The following is an 18,120-nucleotide window of genomic DNA, read 5'->3' as shown; positions in this document are numbered from 1 at the left end:
ATAGAGCTATTTTGTATGATCTCAAACGTTAAAAAAAATGTTTTATAACATATTTATAGCGACGACCTGAGTTTTAAGGTTGTTGGAACTTCAACATTTACAGGCTTGCCTTGCACTATAAACTCGGCTGCTTTTTGTCCCATTTGGTTAAAATCGGTTGATATTACCGTTATGCCTTCCTTAACGTATTTTTTCATGGGAGTGTCGTTGTACGAGATTACGCCAACTTCCTGTCCGGGTTCGAATCCTTTTTCAGAACACTGATCGAGAAATTTTGCCAGCGTACGATCGCTCACCAGAAAATAGAGATCCCCTTTCTTTAAATCAAATTCATCGAAAGTTGTAATCACCCTGTAATTTAAATTATTATTCTTCCCGAAGTGTTCAAAATGTTCTACAATTTCACGCGGGTGATAGGTAAAGTCGGGATAGAAAAGCGTAAAACGTTTGTATTTCGAGATGGCACTTAAATTTTTGTCGAGGCAATTGTAAACAGCTTCTCCAAAATTTTGATAAACACACGATTTCCCTTCGCCATTAATTTTCCAGTCGATAATTAGCAGTTGTTCTTTCGGAATTTTATCAATAATATTTTTCACCTTTTTGTGGTCGAAATTCATTACAATATATTTTGTGTAACGTCCCACGCTTTCGGTAATAATCTTATCGAAAAGATCGATGTTGTAATGATGAAAGTGCAGATCAACACTAATGTTTTTAGGTAAATGATTAAGAATAGAGTGATAAAGCACTTCCTTGTAAGCCTTAAATGTATCCAGGAACAAGAATATCTTGGTAATTTTTCGGGTAACAAAATAACCACGGTTGGGTACCGATTCTACCACATCACGTTTTTTAAGCTCGGCATAGGCTTTAAAAACGGTATCTCTCGATAGCTGGCAATCCTTCATAATCTGGTTTACCGAAGGAAGCATGTCTCCCTCTTTTAACTCGTTACGGCTGATCGAATCGAGAATGGCATCAACTAATTGCTGGAATTTCAGAACATTAGAGTTCTTTTCGATGGTAAATTTTATGTTCATAGTCTGGTTTCTATCAGAACTCTATTCTGTTCTGTTCTACAAATTTAGTAATAATAATTGTAATAATGCTATTGAATTTGGAGTGCTTATTTTGTTTGTTTTTCATTTAACATTTCTTAAAGTTGCCCGCTACAATAGTTTTATACCAAGCTCGTTTTGAAATAAAAGGGTAGAGTGAGGTTATTTTTTCTAGTGGTTAAGTTTGGTCAGCAATTCTTTTTTAGCCTCAGGTTCTATCCTTTTTTCTTTTAATTTTACTTCGGCAAGAAACAAAAAAATCATGATTAAAGAACTTATAACCCGTAATCGCAGTTACCGCCGGTTTGATGAGGCAGTAAAAGTTTCATCACAACAAATTTTGAAATGGATAGATTTGGCCCGGCTTTCGGGCAGTGGACGAAACGCTCAGCCCCTAAAATATGCCATTGTTACCAAAACTGAGATGTGTGCAAAAATCTTTCCTTTTTTGGGGTGGGCCGGCTATTTAAACAACTGGAAAGGCCCGGAAGAAGGGGAGAGGCCGGTGGCGTATGTGGCAGTTATTAAAGACCGAAGTATTGCAGAAAACCATTATTGCGACGACGGAATTGCCATGCAAAGTATTTTACTTGGGGCGGCCGAAGATGGTTTCGGTGGTTGTGTAATTGGCTCAGTAAATAAAGCTAAAGTTGCAAAATTGCTGGGGCTGAACGAAGAACAAGAGTTACTATACATTATTGCCTTGGGAAAACCTGCCGAAGAGGTTGTAATTGATGAGGCCATAGATGGCAACATAAAATACTGGCGCGATGAAAATGGTGTACACCATGTACCGAAACGACCGATTGATGAAATTGTTATTTTAAAAGCATAAAAAAAGGATGGCACTGCCATCCTTTTGTGTTTAACTCCTAAAAATTACCCCCTTATAAAAAGTGCCTTAATTATATGTTGAGCCATTTTTGGATTCTCTTTTAATCTCCGGGTTGAATAGTTGAACCATTTTTCGCCAAACGGAACATACACACGCATTTTGTGCCCGTTGTCAACGATTAGCTGGCGCAATTCGGGTGTTACTCCGTAAAGCATCTGGAACTCGTACATATCTTTCGGGATATTCATTTCCCCGATCATTTTCATCGATTCCTCAACCAGGAATTTATCGTGAGTAGCAATTCCCACGTACATTTTATTTTTGAACATGTATTTCAAATCCGTCAGGAAATGCTGACGAACTTCGTTGTATTCTTTAAATGCAATATTTTCGGGTTCAACGTATATACCTTTGCATAGTCTGAAACTGATGGGATAATTAGTACTGTTCAAATCGTTCAATGCAACCAAATCACTTTCAGTACGGCGTAAATAAGCCTGAAGTACCAATCCTACATGTTTGGGAAACTCTTTTCTCAAACGGCGAAAAATATCCAATTCCATGTCAACACATTGCGAGTCTTCCATGTCAATACGAATGAAAGAATCTTTTTGCGCGGCAAACTGAACTACTTCGCGAAGCAGGTTGTAACAGATCTCTCTGTCAAGAAGCATTCCGAACATGGTTGGTTTTATCGAGAAATTACCCTTTACATTCTCCGAAGTAAACCGCTCGATCACTTCCAGGTATTCGTCGCGGTTTTTTTCTGCTTCATCAAGTGTTGTAATAAATTCACCTAAAATATCAACCGTTACTTCAATTCCTTTTTCATTAAGGAGCTTTGAGGCAAGCAAACCTTCTTCCATCGATTCGCCTGCAATGTACCTTTTCGAGAAAACCCAAATTAATTTTTTGGGCATGTAAGGCAGCATATTTGCTATTAACTTATTCAACATTTTATAATTTAGGTAAATACTAATTTTTGCTGCATAAAAATACGATGCGCAACTAGCGTTGAGCAATGACGTTTATCATTGGCGAAGCATGATTTTAGGCAGCTTTTATGTAGAACTTATTGATTATAAATGAAATGAAAAAATTGTTAATTAGAGTAGGGCATTTCCGCTAAAAAAGTATCTTTGTCGGGATTAAAAAAGTTGAACCTAAAAAATTATTGAAGAGTACAGTTGCCCGAAGCGCGACTTAAATTCAGTATATTGATGAAGTAAAAAGTAAAAAAGATGAAAGGAACATCGTTAGTAGTTAGTGTAGTGCTTTTTGTTGCAGTTGCTGTTTTGTACGTTTTACATTTTACCGGTAGCGGCACTAGTGAAGGAACACCAATTAAAGCTGCAGCCGGAACGGGCGGCGATTTAAAAATCGCTTATATTAAAGCCGATTCGGTGCTTTTAAATTACACCTTGTCGCAAGATTTGCATGATGAGTTTACAAAACAACAGGAAGCTTATACAACTGAGTACGGAACCAAGCGTCAGTCGTTTGAAAAGGAAGCAGCTGCTTTCCAGGAAAAACTTCAGCGCGGTGGCTTTTTAACTGAACAACGTGCCGTACAAGAGCGCGATCGTTTATTGGGTAAAGAGCAGGAAATTCAGAAACTGGACCAGGAATTATCCACAAAGTTGGCAAAAATCCAGCAGGATAATAATAACCAGATTCTTGACAATATGATGGATTACCTGGATCGTTACAACGAAAAAGCCGGTTACGATTACATTTTAAATGGTGCAAACGTTTTAGTTGGCCCCGAGGTAAATAATATTACCGCCGATATTTTAAACGCTTTGAACGAAGAATACGAAGCCACAAAAACAGAATAATACAACATAAGCATAAATGGAAATCCGGGTTAGCGCCCGGATTTTTTTTTGATATTAACTGTTAACAGAGGTCGACTTTAAAATAACTCTTAGCTTTGTTATATGTTTGCCGATAAATACCTGGAAAAGAATCAGCACAAAATCCTCATCAGCGAGTTGCCGGAAGAAGCACCGGGAATAATTGTTGTAATTCCCTGTTTGCGCGAAACGGAGTTAATGAATACTTTAAACTCGCTGAATGATTGCGATTTACCCAGTTGTATGGTTGAAGTTATTCTGCTTTTCAATCAATCGGAAGTGGCCGATGCCGACACTATTCGCTTAAACACACAAACAAAAACTGCCGCCGAAAAATGGATAACGACGAAGCCCAAAAGTGGTATTCGTTTTTACGCTGTTGGCCCGGTAAACCTGAAAAAGAAATGGGCAGGAGCCGGATTGGCGCGCAAAAAGGGAATGGATGAAGCCATAAGCAGATTCAATTTCAACGATAACAGGAACGGCGTTTTGGTGTCGTTGGATGCGGATACGTTGGTAGCCAAAAACTACCTGCTTGAAATAGAGAAACATTTCAGGGAGCATCCGAAACAGGTTGGCGCTACAGTGGCTTTTGAGCATCAAAAACAACAATTGGATGAAAAGCACCGGGAAGGGATCGAGCTGTACGAATTGTACCTCGATTATTACAAACGGGCGCTTCATTATTCCGGTTATCCGTATTCGCTGTTTACCATTGGCTCTGCCTTTGCCGTAAAAGCCGAAGCTTATGTTAAGCGTGGCGGTATGAACAGAAGACAAGCCGGCGAAGATTTTTACTTTCTGCAAAACCTGGTGCAAATTGGCCGGGTTGGCGAAATAACTACAACAAAGGTGTATCCATCGGCACGCCTGTCGAACCGGGTGCCTTTTGGTACCGGCCCCATATTGCAAAAATGGATGAAAGGGGAGGAGGACCTGACACTAACATACAATTTCGAAGCGTTTAAAAACCTGCAGCAGTTTTTTGCTCAAAAAGACCGGTTGTTTAAAATTCAACAAAACGCTTATTTGGAGTTTGTGAATACCTTGGATAAGCCCGTACAGGAATTTCTTGAGCTGGATAAATTTAATGTTGAGCTGGAAGAATTAAACAAAAATTGTTCGCGTTTGGAAACTTTTCAGCTACGTTTCTTCCAAAAGTTCAATGCCTTTAAAATTCTTAAATTCCTGAATTTTGCCCACGAGAAATTTTACCAGAAAGCAGATTTATTGCAGCAGATAAAGTTATTGAACAACGAACAGCAGGATTAACACTTTTGATGTAGGTAAACAACTGCTTTCACCCCATTAGAATTTGTTTTTTTGTGTTGGTCAACTTATTGTGATAGAGTTTTTATAACGATGATAAATCTATTTGAGACCATTGAGCAGGTAATATGGAATGATTCCATTCAGAAAAATTAGCACTAATAAAATTAACAAAAAGAAGATTAAATGAATATTAATACGTGTATAGATGTTAAGGTGTTGATATGTAGTAGGTTCGGTGCCATTTTTGTAAAACATCACAATAAAATGTTTTTTGAACTTTGATTTTATATCAAACTTTGTACTTTTGCTGAAAACGATAATGTTTAACTTTAAAATTCATTGTTATGGCATACAAAATTTCAGATGAATGTATCGCATGCGGTACTTGTATCGATGAGTGCCCGGTTGACGCAATTTCAGAAGGTGATATCTATACCATCGATGCAGAGCTTTGCACAGACTGTGGTTCATGCGCAGAAGTTTGTCCGGTTGAGGCAATTGCTATTGAAGAATAGTCCGCTCAGCATAAAGACATTGAAGCTCGCGCATGCGGGCTTTTTTTATACCCAAACGCAACCTTTCTCGCCTATTTCCCGTCTTGCGAATATGAAAAACCTAATCCTGTTTAACATCTTATTGCTTGGTTTGTTGTCTGCCTGTAATAAAGATATTATGGAATTTTCAGACCCTGAATATCCAAGCAGGTATTGTATTTTGACCGATGCAGAACGTAATGACCTGTTCAATGATTTCCAGTCAGATTTAAAAATGAATTTTGAGGTTGACTCTTTTGGTTTTTTGGAAAGAAAAGATGGAACTCACAGGGGAAATGAGCTTTTTTCTGAAGAAATCAATGACTTAGAATCAGTAGAGGAAATTATTAGATCGTTTGTTCATGCTAATCAAAAATTTTACGGGATTTCAGATTTTTCACAATTGAACGCCGAGTATGTGTACAGTGAATGGGCAAGTTACGGCGGAACCCTGGTTCAGGAAAATGAAAACGACCGAAATCGTTGGATGATACGATATGAAAACCAGGTATTCAATGGTATTGAAGTTTATGATACGAAAATAGGAATGTATGTTTCGGGGAAAGGTGTTTACCAAACGTACGGTCACTGGTATTCGGCTATTCACTTGCCACAGAAAGAAGATGTTTCGTTTGATGAAGCCAAACAAACATTAATTGGGCGAAAATTTAAGTATTATGATTGGGGAGGCGGAAAGGAAACGGTAATTACTGCGGATACATTTTATACTGATGATAACCCCGAAATGATGATCATTCCCTATCGCCGGGGCAATTGTATTGAAATGCGTTTATGCTGGAAGATAACCTCAAAAACAATCTGGAATTTTTATGTGGATGTAATGAACGGAAAACTTGTGTTGAACGAGCAAACAGTCATTTTTTAATTCGGGAATCAAAACTATCATTTTATCCTTTGGATTTCTTTTGTTTAAAACCCATTCAACTCTACAAAAACAGTCGGTAAAATCAATAAAAAACCAATTACTATAAGCATTAACGTAAACGAGGCTGCCCATTTAAACCACTTTTCGTACGGAATGCGTGCTACCCCTAAAACCCCGATTAAAACCCCGCTTGTAGGGGTAATCATATTGGTAAAACCATCGCCTAATTGAAAGATTACCACTGTAGTTTGGCGCGAAATTCCAATCAAATCCGATATCTGCGACATAATCGGAATGGTTAAGGCTGCCTGTCCCGATCCGGATGGGATAAATACATTCAGCATGGTTTGTATCAGGTACATAATTGCCACGGTTCCAACCTCGCCAAAGTTTTGCATCGAGTTGGAAACGTAAAAAAGTATAGTATCGATAATTTGTCCGTCCTCAAGAATAACTACTATTCCGCGGGCCAAACCAACAATCATTGCCGCCGGAAGAATGTCTTTGGCTCCTTCTAAAAAAAGTTTGGTAATGGTGTTTGGTGATTTGTTGGCTGCTATGCCGGCAAAAACTCCCATGGCAAAAAAGATGGTCGCAATTTCTTTAATATACCAGCCGTGGCCCATTACGCCAATTACCAGGAAAACAATGGTGAACGTGAGTAGCGTTAAAATAAAATATTGCACCGACCGCCAAAGGGTTAAAGCCCCCATAACAATAAAAAGCACTGTAGCCACCGGAATGGCCGGAACAGTAAATACACTGTTTCCAATGGTTATTGAACTTTGCGGGATACTGATGGCGAAAACGATTAGTGAAACAGAAATTATGGCCAGTGCAAACCAGGCTGCGGTAGGTTTTATCGTTTCAATTTTTACAGCTGTGCTTTCATTGCGCGACCGCCAGTAGGCATCATTTTCGTAAACGACTGATTTGGTCGGGTCTTTTTTTATTTTGGCGGCATAACGCAGAATAAAAGCAAAGCCAAAAATGTTGATAACCACCCACATCAGAATTCGGTATTCCAGACCTGAAAACAAAGGAATGTGAGAAAGTCCCTGCGCAACACCAACGGTAAACGGATTTAAAAACGCTCCGGCAAAACCCATAGCAGCAGCAATAAAACACAACGAAACGCCAACAATCGAATCGTAACCCATAGAAATGGCCAGCGGAACAAAAATGATGGTAAAAGCAATGGTTTCTTCGCTCATGCCAAAAATAGCTCCAAACAAGCTGAAGATGGTCATTACAGAAACAAGTACAATATTGTGTACACCCACAAAAGCGAGCACTTTTGATCGTTCAAGCCGTTTTAAACGTTTCAGGAAAGTATGGATACCAATGTCGATTGCCTTGCTGTCGTTCAGAATCCAGAACGAACCTCCTATTAAGAGAATAAGTGCAATAATATTCGAGGTGCTCAGAAAACCATCAAAAAAGGAGGAGAAAACCTGCCAGGTTTGTAAATGGCTGTCGGTTTTATGAAACGACCCGTTTTGTATTACACTGCGTTCAACGCCATTAACAACAACACTTTCGCGTTCAAACTGGCCACCGGGAATAATCCAGGTGAGCAATGCACAAAAAACAATCAGAAAAAATATGATAACGTAGGTATGCGGAACTTTTTTTAACATTTAAACAAATTTGGCACCCAAGGTAATAAATATAAGAGAACAACATTTTGCCATTCTGCATCTGTTTTTTGTACTGATGGTATAATTTAACAAACTACAGAAATTTGAGGAGAGAGTAGAAAAGGGCCGTCAATTAAATTTTGACGGCCTGTATTTCTGTTAAATCTTCTTTCCAATATAAAATACGTAGCCATAAAAGTGCTTGTACTTGTTGTACAACTTTTCTTCGTGCCTTTGGTTGGCAACAAAATCCTCAGCGGCTGTATTGCCGGCGTGATTTTTTAGAAAAGTCTGCTGAGCCCCGACCTGGGGCTTATAAAAATGCTCGAGCCAGCAGTTTTCGGGCAAAATAAAAGATGCCACGGGAACATAACCGGCTTGTTGCATTTGTGCCATTTTATTTGGAATGGTATCGATGCCAGGATAGGCATCCATCCAGAAATCATGAATTTCCTGCGGGCGTTCTTCTGTAAACCACGATGCTTCGCTCACGGCAAGATATCCTCCCGGTTTCAGATACGCTTTCCACTCACGCAGGCCACGTTCAAAACCAATGTTGTAAATGGCGCCTTCCGACCAGATTAAGTCCAACTCTTCCGCATGAAAAGGCAGCTCAGCCATTGATCCAACAATCCCTTTTACGCGCTTCTGCAATAGGTACTTCTGCGCATTTTTATTAAAAAGGTCGATAAAAGTGGGGAAGAGGTCGAGCCCCTTTATTTGTCCCGGCGTATGTTGCGCTAAAACCATGGTTTGTCCGCCGGTGCCACAGCCAAGGTCAGCAATCTTTGCTTCTTCGCCAAGCTTTTCGATAAAACTCAGCGCTTTAATTGTTACTTCCGGGCTTCCCGGTCCCTGGCGTTCGAGGTGTGAGAAATATTCGCAAATTAAACCTAAATCGAATTCGTGTATAGATGAATTATCGTTACTCATTTTTTTTGAAAGATTGTGCCAAAAACCACTCGTTTGTAATGCTTTTGGGTTTTTGGCGGTTACTAAGAAAAAGATACAAAAAATTCACCGACAGGAAATTGTCAGCGTTTAACGAATTGATAATCAAAGGCGGTTGCCAAAAATTATCTACTCTACGGAATCCAAATTAATTTTTAACATGCAAAATTTTTACGGGAACAAAATTAGTTATTTTTGCAAAAAAGTACGCGACGCTCAACATTTTTCAAACTTATACGTTGGATTGAGACTGTTTGAATAGGAAGTTAAAAATGACAATGAAAAAAAGGTATATTAGTTTATTTAGCGGCTTTATTGCCCTGTTTTTTGTTTTGAATGGTAATGCCCAGGACCACACCAACCACGATGCCCATGAGCACCATGACCATACGCACGGACACAAAACCGAAATAGGAATTGGAAACTCGGCAGTGTATTTTTTTGGTGAAGAGGAATTTAGCTATGGAATGCATCTTCATGTAATTAGAAATATCGGTCATTCGAATTTTGGAATGGGATTGGCTTACGAGCGTATTTTCGACGAACATACCCATAATACAATTGGTATTGTTGGCAGCTATACGCCTGTTGATCGGCTACATTTTGCATTAACGCCGGGTATTGCTTTTGAAGGTGAAAACTGGGAAGAGAAAAACTTTGCGCTCCATTTTGAAACCGCTTACGATTTTCAGGTGGGTAACATCCATATGGGGCCAATGGTGGAGCTCGGCTACAATTTCGAGCATGTGCATTTAAGTATGGGATTACACATCGGTTTGGGGTTATAAGGCGATTGATAAAAAATGGAAGGACTGAGGGGTTGAAGGACTGAATGCTTTAATGCTTAAATGAGCAACGACTTTGTTAAACTCCATGCCTCCTTTGTGCTACTTTGTGGTTAGCTTTTTCAACTGAAAAATTGATAAATTGTTGAATAGTAAAATTACGAACTGCTATTTTGCCAATTGCCTACATGCCGCAGATTCAATAAGGTTGAAGAAAGTTAGCTTGCGAATAGTAGCCTTTTTTTATCATTAATCGATTATCGTTCCTTCTATTGCCTTTTTGCTTGATCTCTCCTTGCCCTCCGATTGCCTCTCACGCAAAACTGTTTACGGGGTAAGACCGGCCGCAGATAATGATCCGATTTATCCCTGTTCGTTTATGTAATAACTATCGTAGCCCTTACAAACATCGATTGTATGTGCCGAACCTGTGGTCCTGTTCGGGGCAAAGCCCCGAAACCTTTTAGCATCGTCTGTAAGGGCGATGTAAGATTTTCCTTGATTCATTCTTCATCCCCAATTTTTAACTCCGATCCGTTGGCTGACGGACCACCTCCTTTTGTAAAGGAAGACGAGCTTCGATGCAACACCACAGCAATCACGAGCTCGTAGCTACCCATCTAGCCTTTCTCCTTTTACCTTTTGCCTTGATTACTCCTTCATTCTTAATCACTAATCCTTCAAAAACCTGTAACCGACGACAGTTTCGTGCGTCTTTACACTATCTGGTTCATTCATTCACCGAAAACTAAAGCTATCGAAAACATGATTAAAAACTTATTGAAACACAGCCTGCGGGCGCTGAAGAAGCAGAAAGGATACGTTGCTATCAACATATTTGGGTTAGCCATTGGCATTGCCTGCAGTATTATCATTACACTTTTTATTCTCCATGAGTTAAGTTACGATCAGTACAACGAAAACAAAGACCGCCTGTACCGGGCAACGCTCGACGGAAAAATTGGCGAGCAGGAAGTAAATGCCTCGTACTCGGCAGCCGTACTTGGGCCAACGATGGTAAACGATTTCCCCGAAGTGGAAAAATTCTGTCGCCTGAATACCTGGGGCGAAACCATTATAAAAAAGGAAGATATCGCTTATGTGATCGACGATTTTGCCGAAGTAGATTCTACCTTTTTCGAGCTGTTTTCCATTCCGCTGTTAAAAGGCAACAGCAAAACCGTGCTGAACGAACCCAACACCATGGTGCTGTCGGAATCAACCGCAAAAAAGGTTTTTGGCAACGAAGATCCCATCAATAAAATGCTGCGCGTTAACACCGGGCAAGATCCGTATCGCATAACAGGTGTTATGGCCGACTTCCCCGAGGAAACGCATTTTAATGCCAACATCCTTACGTCGTTTATGACCAACCGACGAGCCAACGATCCAGAGTGGCTGAACAACAGTTTCTCCACCTATGTGTTACTAAAACCCAATACTTCGCCCGCAACAGTGGAAGAGAAGTTTGCCGGAATGATTACAAAATATGTTGGGCCGCGTGTGCAGGAAATGATGGGGATTGCCCTGGAGGATTTTATTGCGCAGGGCAACCGTTACAATTTTCACTTGCAGCCCGTAACAAAAATACACTTGCAGCCCGAGATCGAGCATGAAGTAAAACCTGCCACCGACCCGAAATACCTGATCATTTTCAGCAGTGTGGCGATTCTGATAATCGTTATTGCCTCCATTAATTTCATGAACCTTTCTACCGCGCAGGCCACAAAACGCGCCAAAGAAATTGGGATTAAAAAGGTGAGTGGTTCGTCAAAAGGAATGCTAATTCTGCAGTTCCTAACCGACTCAACGCTTATTTCTTTCATCGCGCTTATTCTGGCTGTGCTTATCGTTTTTGTGTCGCTGCCGTTTTTTAACGACGTTTTCGATACGCAGGTCAGTTTTAACCTCATCGAACATTTCTACTATATTCCGCTGCTTATTGCCTTTGCCCTGTTTGTGGGTTTTGTTGCAGGCGCTTACCCGGCCTTTTATCTCTCGTCGTTCAATCCCAATGCGGTCTTACGCGGAAAGCTTCGCGACGGGGCAAAAAACGGGAAATTACGCCGCATCCTGGTGTCGGTGCAGTTTCTTATTTCCATTATTCTTATTGTGGGCACCATCATTATGTACCGCCAGCTAAGCTACATGGTAAATAAAGATGTTGGTTTTGGAAAAGACCGCTTGATGGTGATCGGAAGTGCCGGTTCTATTGGCGACCAGGTAAAGGCATTTAAACAGGAAATTCTGAAAATACCCGGAGTTCAGAATGTTTCGGCATCAACGGCTGTTCCCGGACGCAACAATAACAACAACGGTTATATGCTTGAAGGTCACGACGGACAAACCTATCTGATGCAAACCGCTTATGTTGATTACGATTTTCTGGAAACCTACAACATGAAACTCAGCGACGGCCGCTTTTTCGACCGCGAATTTGGTGCCGACCGCGAAGCTTGCGTGGTGAATAAGAAAACCATTGAAGAGTTTGGTATCGACGATTATACACAAACCCGATTTATCGTTGTATTTACCGGCGAGGGCGATAAGAAATTCATGCCCATTATCGGGGTGTGTAACAATTTTCATTTCGAATCGCTGCACAGTCGCATCAACCCGTATGTAATGCGTTTAAGGAGAACGACAATAACTGGGGCTATATTTCGGTAAAATTCAACACCGATACATCGGCCGCGGCCATTACGCAGATTGAAGACAGCTGGAAACGTTTTGCATCGAACAACCCGATGCGCTACTTTTTTATGGACGAAGATTTTGCGCACATGTATAAAGCCGAGCGGCAAAATGCCAAACTATCGGTGGTGTTTGCCATACTGGGTATTTTTATTGCCGCACTTGGTCTGTTCGGACTCACCTCGTTTACCATTGAGCAGCGCACCAAGGAAGTGGGCGTACGCAAAGCGCTGGGAGCTTCGGGATACAGTATTTTTTACCTCATTTCGAAAGAAATCATTATTCTGGTTTGTGTGGCAACGCTTATTGCAAGTCCGCTGGTGTATTGGGTGGCTACCAACTGGCTGCATAATTATTACTACCGCATCCACCTCGGGGTGCTCGAGTTTATTGTTGGTTTTATCGCTGCCATTTCCATAGCACTGCTGACGATCAGTTATAAAACGCCGCAAACACTCAGGATTAACCCGGCGCATACCTTGCGTTATGAGTAGATGTTAAGGGCTGAAGGATTGAGCGACTGATAAATTGATTACAACTTTTATCTTATTGTGGCGTTCATTAATTTGGTGCAAATTAAAATTATATCGATTATAAGCCTGTTTTAGTGCATGTTGTAACGTTTGGTGCAAATTTACGCTATGGCAAATATGCCAGTCGAATACAAATGAGTCATAAAATGTAACATTTGTATCATTGATAGGTAATTGGGGGCGAAGGTTCGTTATTCCGCATTTTAAATTGTACATAAAGAATAGTATATTGGTCGATTCTCCCCGGTTTGATGATTGAACCTACTATTGGGGAAAGGCTTATTTTTTAATGACATACGAATACTGAAGAAAAAGAAAGATTACGATGAAGACACGAACGTTAGGAAAGAATGGTTTTAATGTTAGTGAAGTTGGTTTGGGAACCTGGCAGATAGGAGCCGATTGGGGAAAGAATTTCGCGAGCGAAAAGGCGCTTGCTATTTTAACCACAGCAGTAGAAAACGGAACTACTTTTTTTGATACCGCCGATGTGTATGGAGCCGGGCAAAGCGAAAAATTTATTGGTGAGTTTTTAAAACAAACGGATAAAGAAATTAAAGTAGCTACCAAGTTTGGTCGTGGCGGTGATGTATTTCCCGATTCGTACACAAAAGATGCCATGCGAAAATCGATTGACGGATCTTTGTCGAGGCTGGGAGTGGATGCGTTGGATTTGCTGCAACTGCACTGTATCCCAACCAGAGAACTGCAAAAAGGCGATGTTTTCGACTGGCTGCGCGATTTTAAAAACGAAGGCCTGATTAAAACGTTTGGGGCCAGTGTTGAATCGGTTGACGAAGGATTGTTGTGCCTGGAGCAGGAAGGAATACAGTCGTTACAAGTGATATTTAATATTTTCAGGCAGAAACCGGTAACCGCTTTATTACCACAGGCCGAAGCAAAAGGCGTGGGGATTATTGTGCGTTTGCCGCTGGCCAGTGGTTTGCTCACCGGAAAGTTCAGTAAAAATACGACCTTTGAGAAAAACGATCACAGAAACTTTAATAAAGATGGCGAGGCGTTTAACGTAGGAGAGACTTTTGCCGGTTTGCCTTTTGAAAAAGGTGTTGAACTGGCCGGGGCGATAAAGGATTTTGTACCCGCCGATATGAACATGGTACAGTTGGCACTGCGATGGATTCTCGACCACAAAGCGGTTTCAACCATTATTCCCGGAGCAAGCTCTCCGGCACAGGTTACAGGAAATAGTGCGGCTTCAGAGCTGGCTCCGTTAGCCGATGAACTTCACGCTAGACTGTCGGAATTTTACGTGTCGCGTGTTCACGATTCAATTCGTGGAGTTTACTAAAATTTAATGGAAGCAATAGTCAATAAGGTTTTTTCGATTTGGCTAAGTGCCGGGTTAAGTTCTTTTTCGGTAACCAGAAAATGAATGTAACTGTAGATAGAAAATAAAATAGGCCGTTTCGGTAACCTGGTTCCGAAACGGCCTGTGTAAAACCTTTTAGGTAATACGTTTAATTATTTGGTTGCAAAAAGTTGCGAAAGTAGTTCGTAGCCATTAAGGCTTTTAACATCTTGTGCCAGATCTTGTTCCAGAATATTTTTATCGCCTCCCAGTTTGCTGAACCGGTCAACATATTCCTGAGCTGCTTCTATATTTCCGCGGTCGGCTTCGCAAAGTGCCAGCATATATAAAGCACTTTGGTCGTATGGCCGGTAGCGAACGGCGGTCTCAAAATGTTTAATTGCTTTTCTGGTTTTCTGGTCAAAGAATAATTTCTCAGATCCTTTGGTGAAATGCTCCCGTGCAATTTCGGTAAAGTCGCGGTTTTCTGCTACCGATTCGGTCATTCCCAGTTTTACCTGAATGGCTACTTCTTTTTCCATGGCCACCGGAACTCCGTTGTTTTTGCCCGGCATCCACATGTTGTTGGTTTCTTCCAGAATACTTAATAAAAGTTTATCAACTGCCGGAGAAACACTGTTTACAACCTCAATATCCGACAAACTACCATCGGTATTAATGGTAAACCTTACCACCTCGGTACCTTCTGTTGCCTCACCAAATTCGGCATCGTACTTAAAATTGTTGGCAATGTGGGTTTTTAGCGAATTTGTATTATCGCCGGGATTATACTTAACCGCTGTAAACTTGGGAGGTGTAACTTCCACATCGGTCATCATGTGCGTAGGTACATTTTCTTGTGCATAAGCAAACAGGCTTGCTAACATGCATACGAATAATAATTTAATTGTTTTCATGACTTTGAGTTTTAATAGTTTCCAATTTCTAATGTTTAATTGTCTCGTTTTCTACTTGTTTTCTGTTGTTTCTATAATTATGTTTTCACTATTGTCAATCGCTCACCGAAAATTCTGTTAACCGGATGTTTGCGGATCTAACTAATCGTAAAAATAAATAGGGTTTGATGCTTTTGGGGTATTCTTCAATTTCTGATCCATTGAACTCTTACTTGCAAATTTACGGTACAAGAAAGGACAGGTGTTATCAATTTTGATTCAAAAAAAGATAAAAAAAGACCATTAAGTATTAAATAGGTTGATTTATGCTTCTGCAAGAACCATTTGAAAGTCGGAAGGTGTTATGCCGTATTCTTTCTGAAAGCATTTTGAGAAGTAGGATGGGCTGCTAAAACCGGTATCGAATGCTATTTCGGAGATGTTCCCGCTCTTGTTTCGTAACATTTGTTTGGCACGATTAAGACGGTAGGTTTTAATAAACGAATTTGGCGACTGGTTGGTCAGCGTTTTCATTTTTCGGTAAATCTGCGATTTGCTGCAACCCATATGGTGTTCGAGCATTGATGCATGCAGGTTGTGATTTTCCCAGTGTTTTTCCATGTAATCCATCAGCTGGGTGATGAAGCGCACATCATCGGGCGAAACCGATTTAATCCGGTCGCCTTTAATTACCACTTTCATACTTTCGCTTTGAAATAAATTGCGCACTTCGAGGGTAGCCAGTATTTGCGAGGCGGCAATGTAACACAAACGTTTAGCCAGTTTTACCGATTGTTCGAATTCAATAGTACTGATGTTTTTCAGGAAACATCCGCTTATGCCTATCTTCAGAAATATCTTTTGCTGCAGGTTTTTTAGGAAAGGGCTAAATTCTTTATGAATTTTTAAGGCACAAAGAACTGCGGCACTGGCTGTGTCAAAAGTAAGCTGCGAGGCATATTGGTCGCGCAAAATAATGTTTCCTTTAAAATGATTGCAATGGTCGACCACCAACTTTCTGAACGCTTTAAGCAGGGCACGTCGTTCCGCTGTTTTCAGGTTGTACAAATCATTCGAATCGATACTTAGTACCATTATTGTTGCCAGCGGATGGGTGCTGACACTTTCGATGTCAACCTTTTCAGATTGAGATTTGGTTTCAACTTGTTTGAGAAAAAAATCGATGATTCTGGAGTCAACTTCAATAATATGGTTAGGAATATTGGCATGTTCTTGCCTGTGCAGTTGTTCGATGCATGAGCGATTGGGAGCCTCAAATAAACAAAAAGCGACCTTTCGTTTTTCGTCGAACCAGTACCCTAGTTTCCGGCAATGATACAGGTGTTGAACTTTTATATCCTTAAGGTGCTTTTCTGCTATTGTTTTGGTTTGGGTATCACCATTTAGCTCGTGATTGTCGATAAAATAAGGCATATTCTCAAGCTTTTAATTAATGGTTAAACACCGGGGATTTTCCAGAATGTATATAAGGATGACGGATTAACAGGATTATAGTGGTTGATTTAAAAACGCTTGCCTTGTTAAAATGTTCATTGTCAAAGTTTTATTTTTCAAAAGAACAGGCCTCGGGGGAATATAAGCTTTTACAAGGCCCCGGCAAAGTACATACTGCACAAATAAGTTGTAGTTCATCAGGTCGGTTTTAACACTCAACAACAACGTCATCGTGTTCGCTGTATAATAATACCTTGCTTGTCAGTTGTTTATTTCGTAACTTATTTAGTTGAAATTCGGACAGGCGGGGCAAGTCTGTTTTAGGGTATTAACTAAAATCAAACAAACATGGAATGTTTTATCGAATTGTGGAGTGCACGAGATGCGTGGAAGCAACTTTCGCACAAAGAGCGGGCATTGTACCTCGAACAACTGGAGCCACACATACAGGCCTTGCTCGAAAAAGGAGTGGAAATTATTGGCTGGGGTGTAAATGATGTGGCCACTACTCACCGGGCCAATTTCGACTTTTACGCGGTTTGGAAATTCCCAACACTGGATATGAAAAAAGAGTTTGAAGCCGTAGTAATGGAAGCCAACTGGTACAATTATTTTCACCAGGAAAATGTATCGGGAGAACTTACTACACCCGGAGAAATTATTGGTAAACTAATTGTGATGTAATGGTGAAACTTAATTTTCGTAACTCAATAAAATCTTAAACGCTAACCAAATGAAAACCATTTCAATTCTTTTAACCGCAGGTTTGTTCGTGCTTGCTGCTTGTACAAACAATGCTGAAAAGCCACTTTCTGAAACAGAAAAAGCAGATTTAGCCAAGAGGTGGAAACCACCATTAATACCATGATGGATGGGATGAAGAATATTGATGTTGAAGCAGCTTTTGAATCGAATTTTTTATTGGATGAGAATTTTAAGTACGTCGATATTTATGGAAAAACAATGAATTTCGGCGCGTTTGAAAAAGAAGTTCATAAGGTATTTGACAACCTCGAAAAAGTAGATTTTAGTTTCTCCGCACCCGATGTCCGAATTGTTACACGCGATGTTGCTATTGTTACCATGCCCTATAAAGGGAAATTTTATTTTCCGGGCTCCACTTTAAGTTTTCCTGAATGTGGAAGTACTCTGGTGCTGCAAAAGATCGATAATAAGTGGAAGGTAATCCACTTTCACGAGTCGTTGCAGGAATCGGAGTTTGTTACTACAGAATTGTAGGATATGGGATTCCCGATACAAAAACCTCCATAATTCGTGTGAATTATGGAGGTTTTGTGTTGGTGTGCCGTGCATGGTAAATAGCTATAGGGTGAAAGTCCTGAATGGGGGTTTGTAGTGCCAACCATTAGCCGAAGGCAAGGGTGTCCATCGTGAGGTGGAATATGAAGGAAGC

The 18,120-nt window shown here is 40.5% G+C and carries 18 protein-coding genes; 12 read left to right on the top strand and 6 right to left on the bottom strand.

Going from position 1 to position 18,120, the window contains the following annotated elements:
• Positions 1-53: 53 nt before the first annotated feature.
• Positions 54-1,043, bottom strand: coding sequence for a GntR family transcriptional regulator (locus BMW53_RS16215; RefSeq protein ID WP_038559924.1), 990 nt, complete (start codon positions 1,041-1,043; stop codon positions 54-56).
• Positions 1,044-1,323: 280 nt separating this feature from the next.
• Between BMW53_RS16215 and BMW53_RS16210 the strand changes: the two genes are divergently transcribed.
• Positions 1,324-1,896, top strand: a complete 573-nt coding sequence (locus BMW53_RS16210) for a nitroreductase family protein (protein ID WP_038559927.1) — start codon at positions 1,324-1,326, stop codon at positions 1,894-1,896.
• A gap of 44 nt (positions 1,897-1,940) precedes the next feature.
• Here BMW53_RS16210 and BMW53_RS16205 read toward each other — a convergent pair whose 3' ends face one another.
• Positions 1,941-2,816 (bottom strand): proline dehydrogenase family protein, encoded by an 876-nt coding sequence (locus BMW53_RS16205; protein WP_245749061.1) that lies wholly within the window; start codon positions 2,814-2,816, stop codon positions 1,941-1,943.
• 321 nt (positions 2,817-3,137) lie between these two features.
• On the opposite strand from BMW53_RS16205, the gene BMW53_RS16200 reads away from it, so the two are divergent.
• From BMW53_RS16200 to BMW53_RS16185, 4 genes are all read left to right on the top strand, one after another.
• Positions 3,138-3,734 (top strand): OmpH/Skp family outer membrane protein, encoded by a 597-nt coding sequence (locus BMW53_RS16200; RefSeq protein WP_038559933.1) that lies wholly within the window; start codon positions 3,138-3,140, stop codon positions 3,732-3,734.
• Positions 3,735-3,836: 102 nt separating this feature from the next.
• Positions 3,837-5,024: a glycosyltransferase family 2 protein gene (locus BMW53_RS16195; RefSeq protein WP_051567898.1), complete on the top strand. Its 1,188-nt coding sequence runs from the start codon at positions 3,837-3,839 to the stop codon at positions 5,022-5,024.
• A gap of 344 nt (positions 5,025-5,368) precedes the next feature.
• On the top strand, positions 5,369-5,539 hold the full coding sequence (fdxA, locus tag BMW53_RS16190) for a 4Fe-4S ferredoxin (protein ID WP_074780979.1): 171 nt from the start codon (positions 5,369-5,371) through the stop codon (positions 5,537-5,539).
• A gap of 157 nt (positions 5,540-5,696) precedes the next feature.
• The gene (locus BMW53_RS16185) at positions 5,697-6,443 is read left to right on the top strand and encodes a hypothetical protein (RefSeq protein WP_139178216.1); all 747 of its coding nucleotides are present in this window, start codon (positions 5,697-5,699) and stop codon (positions 6,441-6,443) included.
• A 44-nt stretch (positions 6,444-6,487) separates the two neighbouring features.
• Here the strand turns inward: BMW53_RS16185 and BMW53_RS16180 are convergent, their stop codons facing one another.
• A complete protein-coding gene (locus tag BMW53_RS16180; protein WP_074780976.1) occupies positions 6,488-8,083 on the bottom strand; it encodes a YfcC family protein in 1,596 nt (531 codons plus the stop codon).
• 159 nt (positions 8,084-8,242) lie between these two features.
• The gene (locus BMW53_RS16175) at positions 8,243-9,016 is read right to left on the bottom strand and encodes a class I SAM-dependent methyltransferase (RefSeq protein ID WP_038559939.1); all 774 of its coding nucleotides are present in this window, start codon (positions 9,014-9,016) and stop codon (positions 8,243-8,245) included.
• Between the two features lie 296 nt (positions 9,017-9,312).
• Here BMW53_RS16175 and BMW53_RS16170 point away from each other — a divergent pair, with 296 nt between their 5' ends.
• The 4 genes from BMW53_RS16170 to BMW53_RS16160 all read left to right on the top strand — a co-directional run bounded on the left by BMW53_RS16170 (position 9,313) and on the right by BMW53_RS16160 (position 14,355).
• Entirely contained in the window at positions 9,313-9,822 is a 510-nt protein-coding gene (locus tag BMW53_RS16170) for a hypothetical protein (protein WP_038559942.1), read from the top strand.
• 762 nt (positions 9,823-10,584) lie between these two features.
• Positions 10,585-12,489, top strand: a complete 1,905-nt coding sequence (locus BMW53_RS16165) for an ABC transporter permease (protein WP_051567899.1) — start codon at positions 10,585-10,587, stop codon at positions 12,487-12,489.
• Between the two features lie 77 nt (positions 12,490-12,566).
• On the top strand, positions 12,567-13,007 hold the full coding sequence (locus tag BMW53_RS20675; protein ID WP_081804854.1) for an ABC transporter permease: 441 nt from the start codon (positions 12,567-12,569) through the stop codon (positions 13,005-13,007).
• Between the two features lie 364 nt (positions 13,008-13,371).
• Positions 13,372-14,355 carry an aldo/keto reductase gene (locus tag BMW53_RS16160; protein WP_038559944.1) on the top strand — a complete coding sequence of 328 codons (984 nt, stop codon included), beginning with the start codon at positions 13,372-13,374 and terminating at the stop codon, positions 14,353-14,355.
• 173 nt (positions 14,356-14,528) lie between these two features.
• Here BMW53_RS16160 and BMW53_RS16155 read toward each other — a convergent pair whose 3' ends face one another.
• Entirely contained in the window at positions 14,529-15,272 is a 744-nt protein-coding gene (locus BMW53_RS16155; RefSeq protein ID WP_139178214.1) for an energy transducer TonB, read from the bottom strand.
• A gap of 303 nt (positions 15,273-15,575) precedes the next feature.
• Positions 15,576-16,685 (bottom strand): nickel-binding protein, encoded by a 1,110-nt coding sequence (locus tag BMW53_RS16150; protein ID WP_038559950.1) that lies wholly within the window; start codon positions 16,683-16,685, stop codon positions 15,576-15,578.
• A gap of 369 nt (positions 16,686-17,054) precedes the next feature.
• Here BMW53_RS16150 and BMW53_RS16145 point away from each other — a divergent pair, with 369 nt between their 5' ends.
• The 3 genes from BMW53_RS16145 to BMW53_RS16140 are packed head-to-tail and all read left to right on the top strand — an operon-like array spanning position 17,055 to position 17,945.
• Positions 17,055-17,390 (top strand): DUF6616 family protein, encoded by a 336-nt coding sequence (locus tag BMW53_RS16145; RefSeq protein ID WP_038559953.1) that lies wholly within the window; start codon positions 17,055-17,057, stop codon positions 17,388-17,390.
• Between the two features lie 49 nt (positions 17,391-17,439).
• Positions 17,440-17,574 carry a hypothetical protein gene (locus BMW53_RS21420; RefSeq protein ID WP_256998985.1) on the top strand — a complete coding sequence of 45 codons (135 nt, stop codon included), beginning with the start codon at positions 17,440-17,442 and terminating at the stop codon, positions 17,572-17,574.
• Entirely contained in the window at positions 17,550-17,945 is a 396-nt protein-coding gene (locus BMW53_RS16140; protein WP_139178212.1) for a nuclear transport factor 2 family protein, read from the top strand. The genes BMW53_RS21420 and BMW53_RS16140 overlap by 25 nt, the downstream gene beginning before the upstream one ends.
• Positions 17,946-18,120: the final 175 nt, after the last annotated feature.

The sequence above is a fragment of the Draconibacterium orientale genome, assembly GCF_900111425.1.
GTDB lineage: Bacteria > Bacteroidota > Bacteroidia > Bacteroidales > Prolixibacteraceae > Draconibacterium > Draconibacterium orientale.
This window is presented reverse-complemented; position numbering and strand designations above follow the sequence as displayed.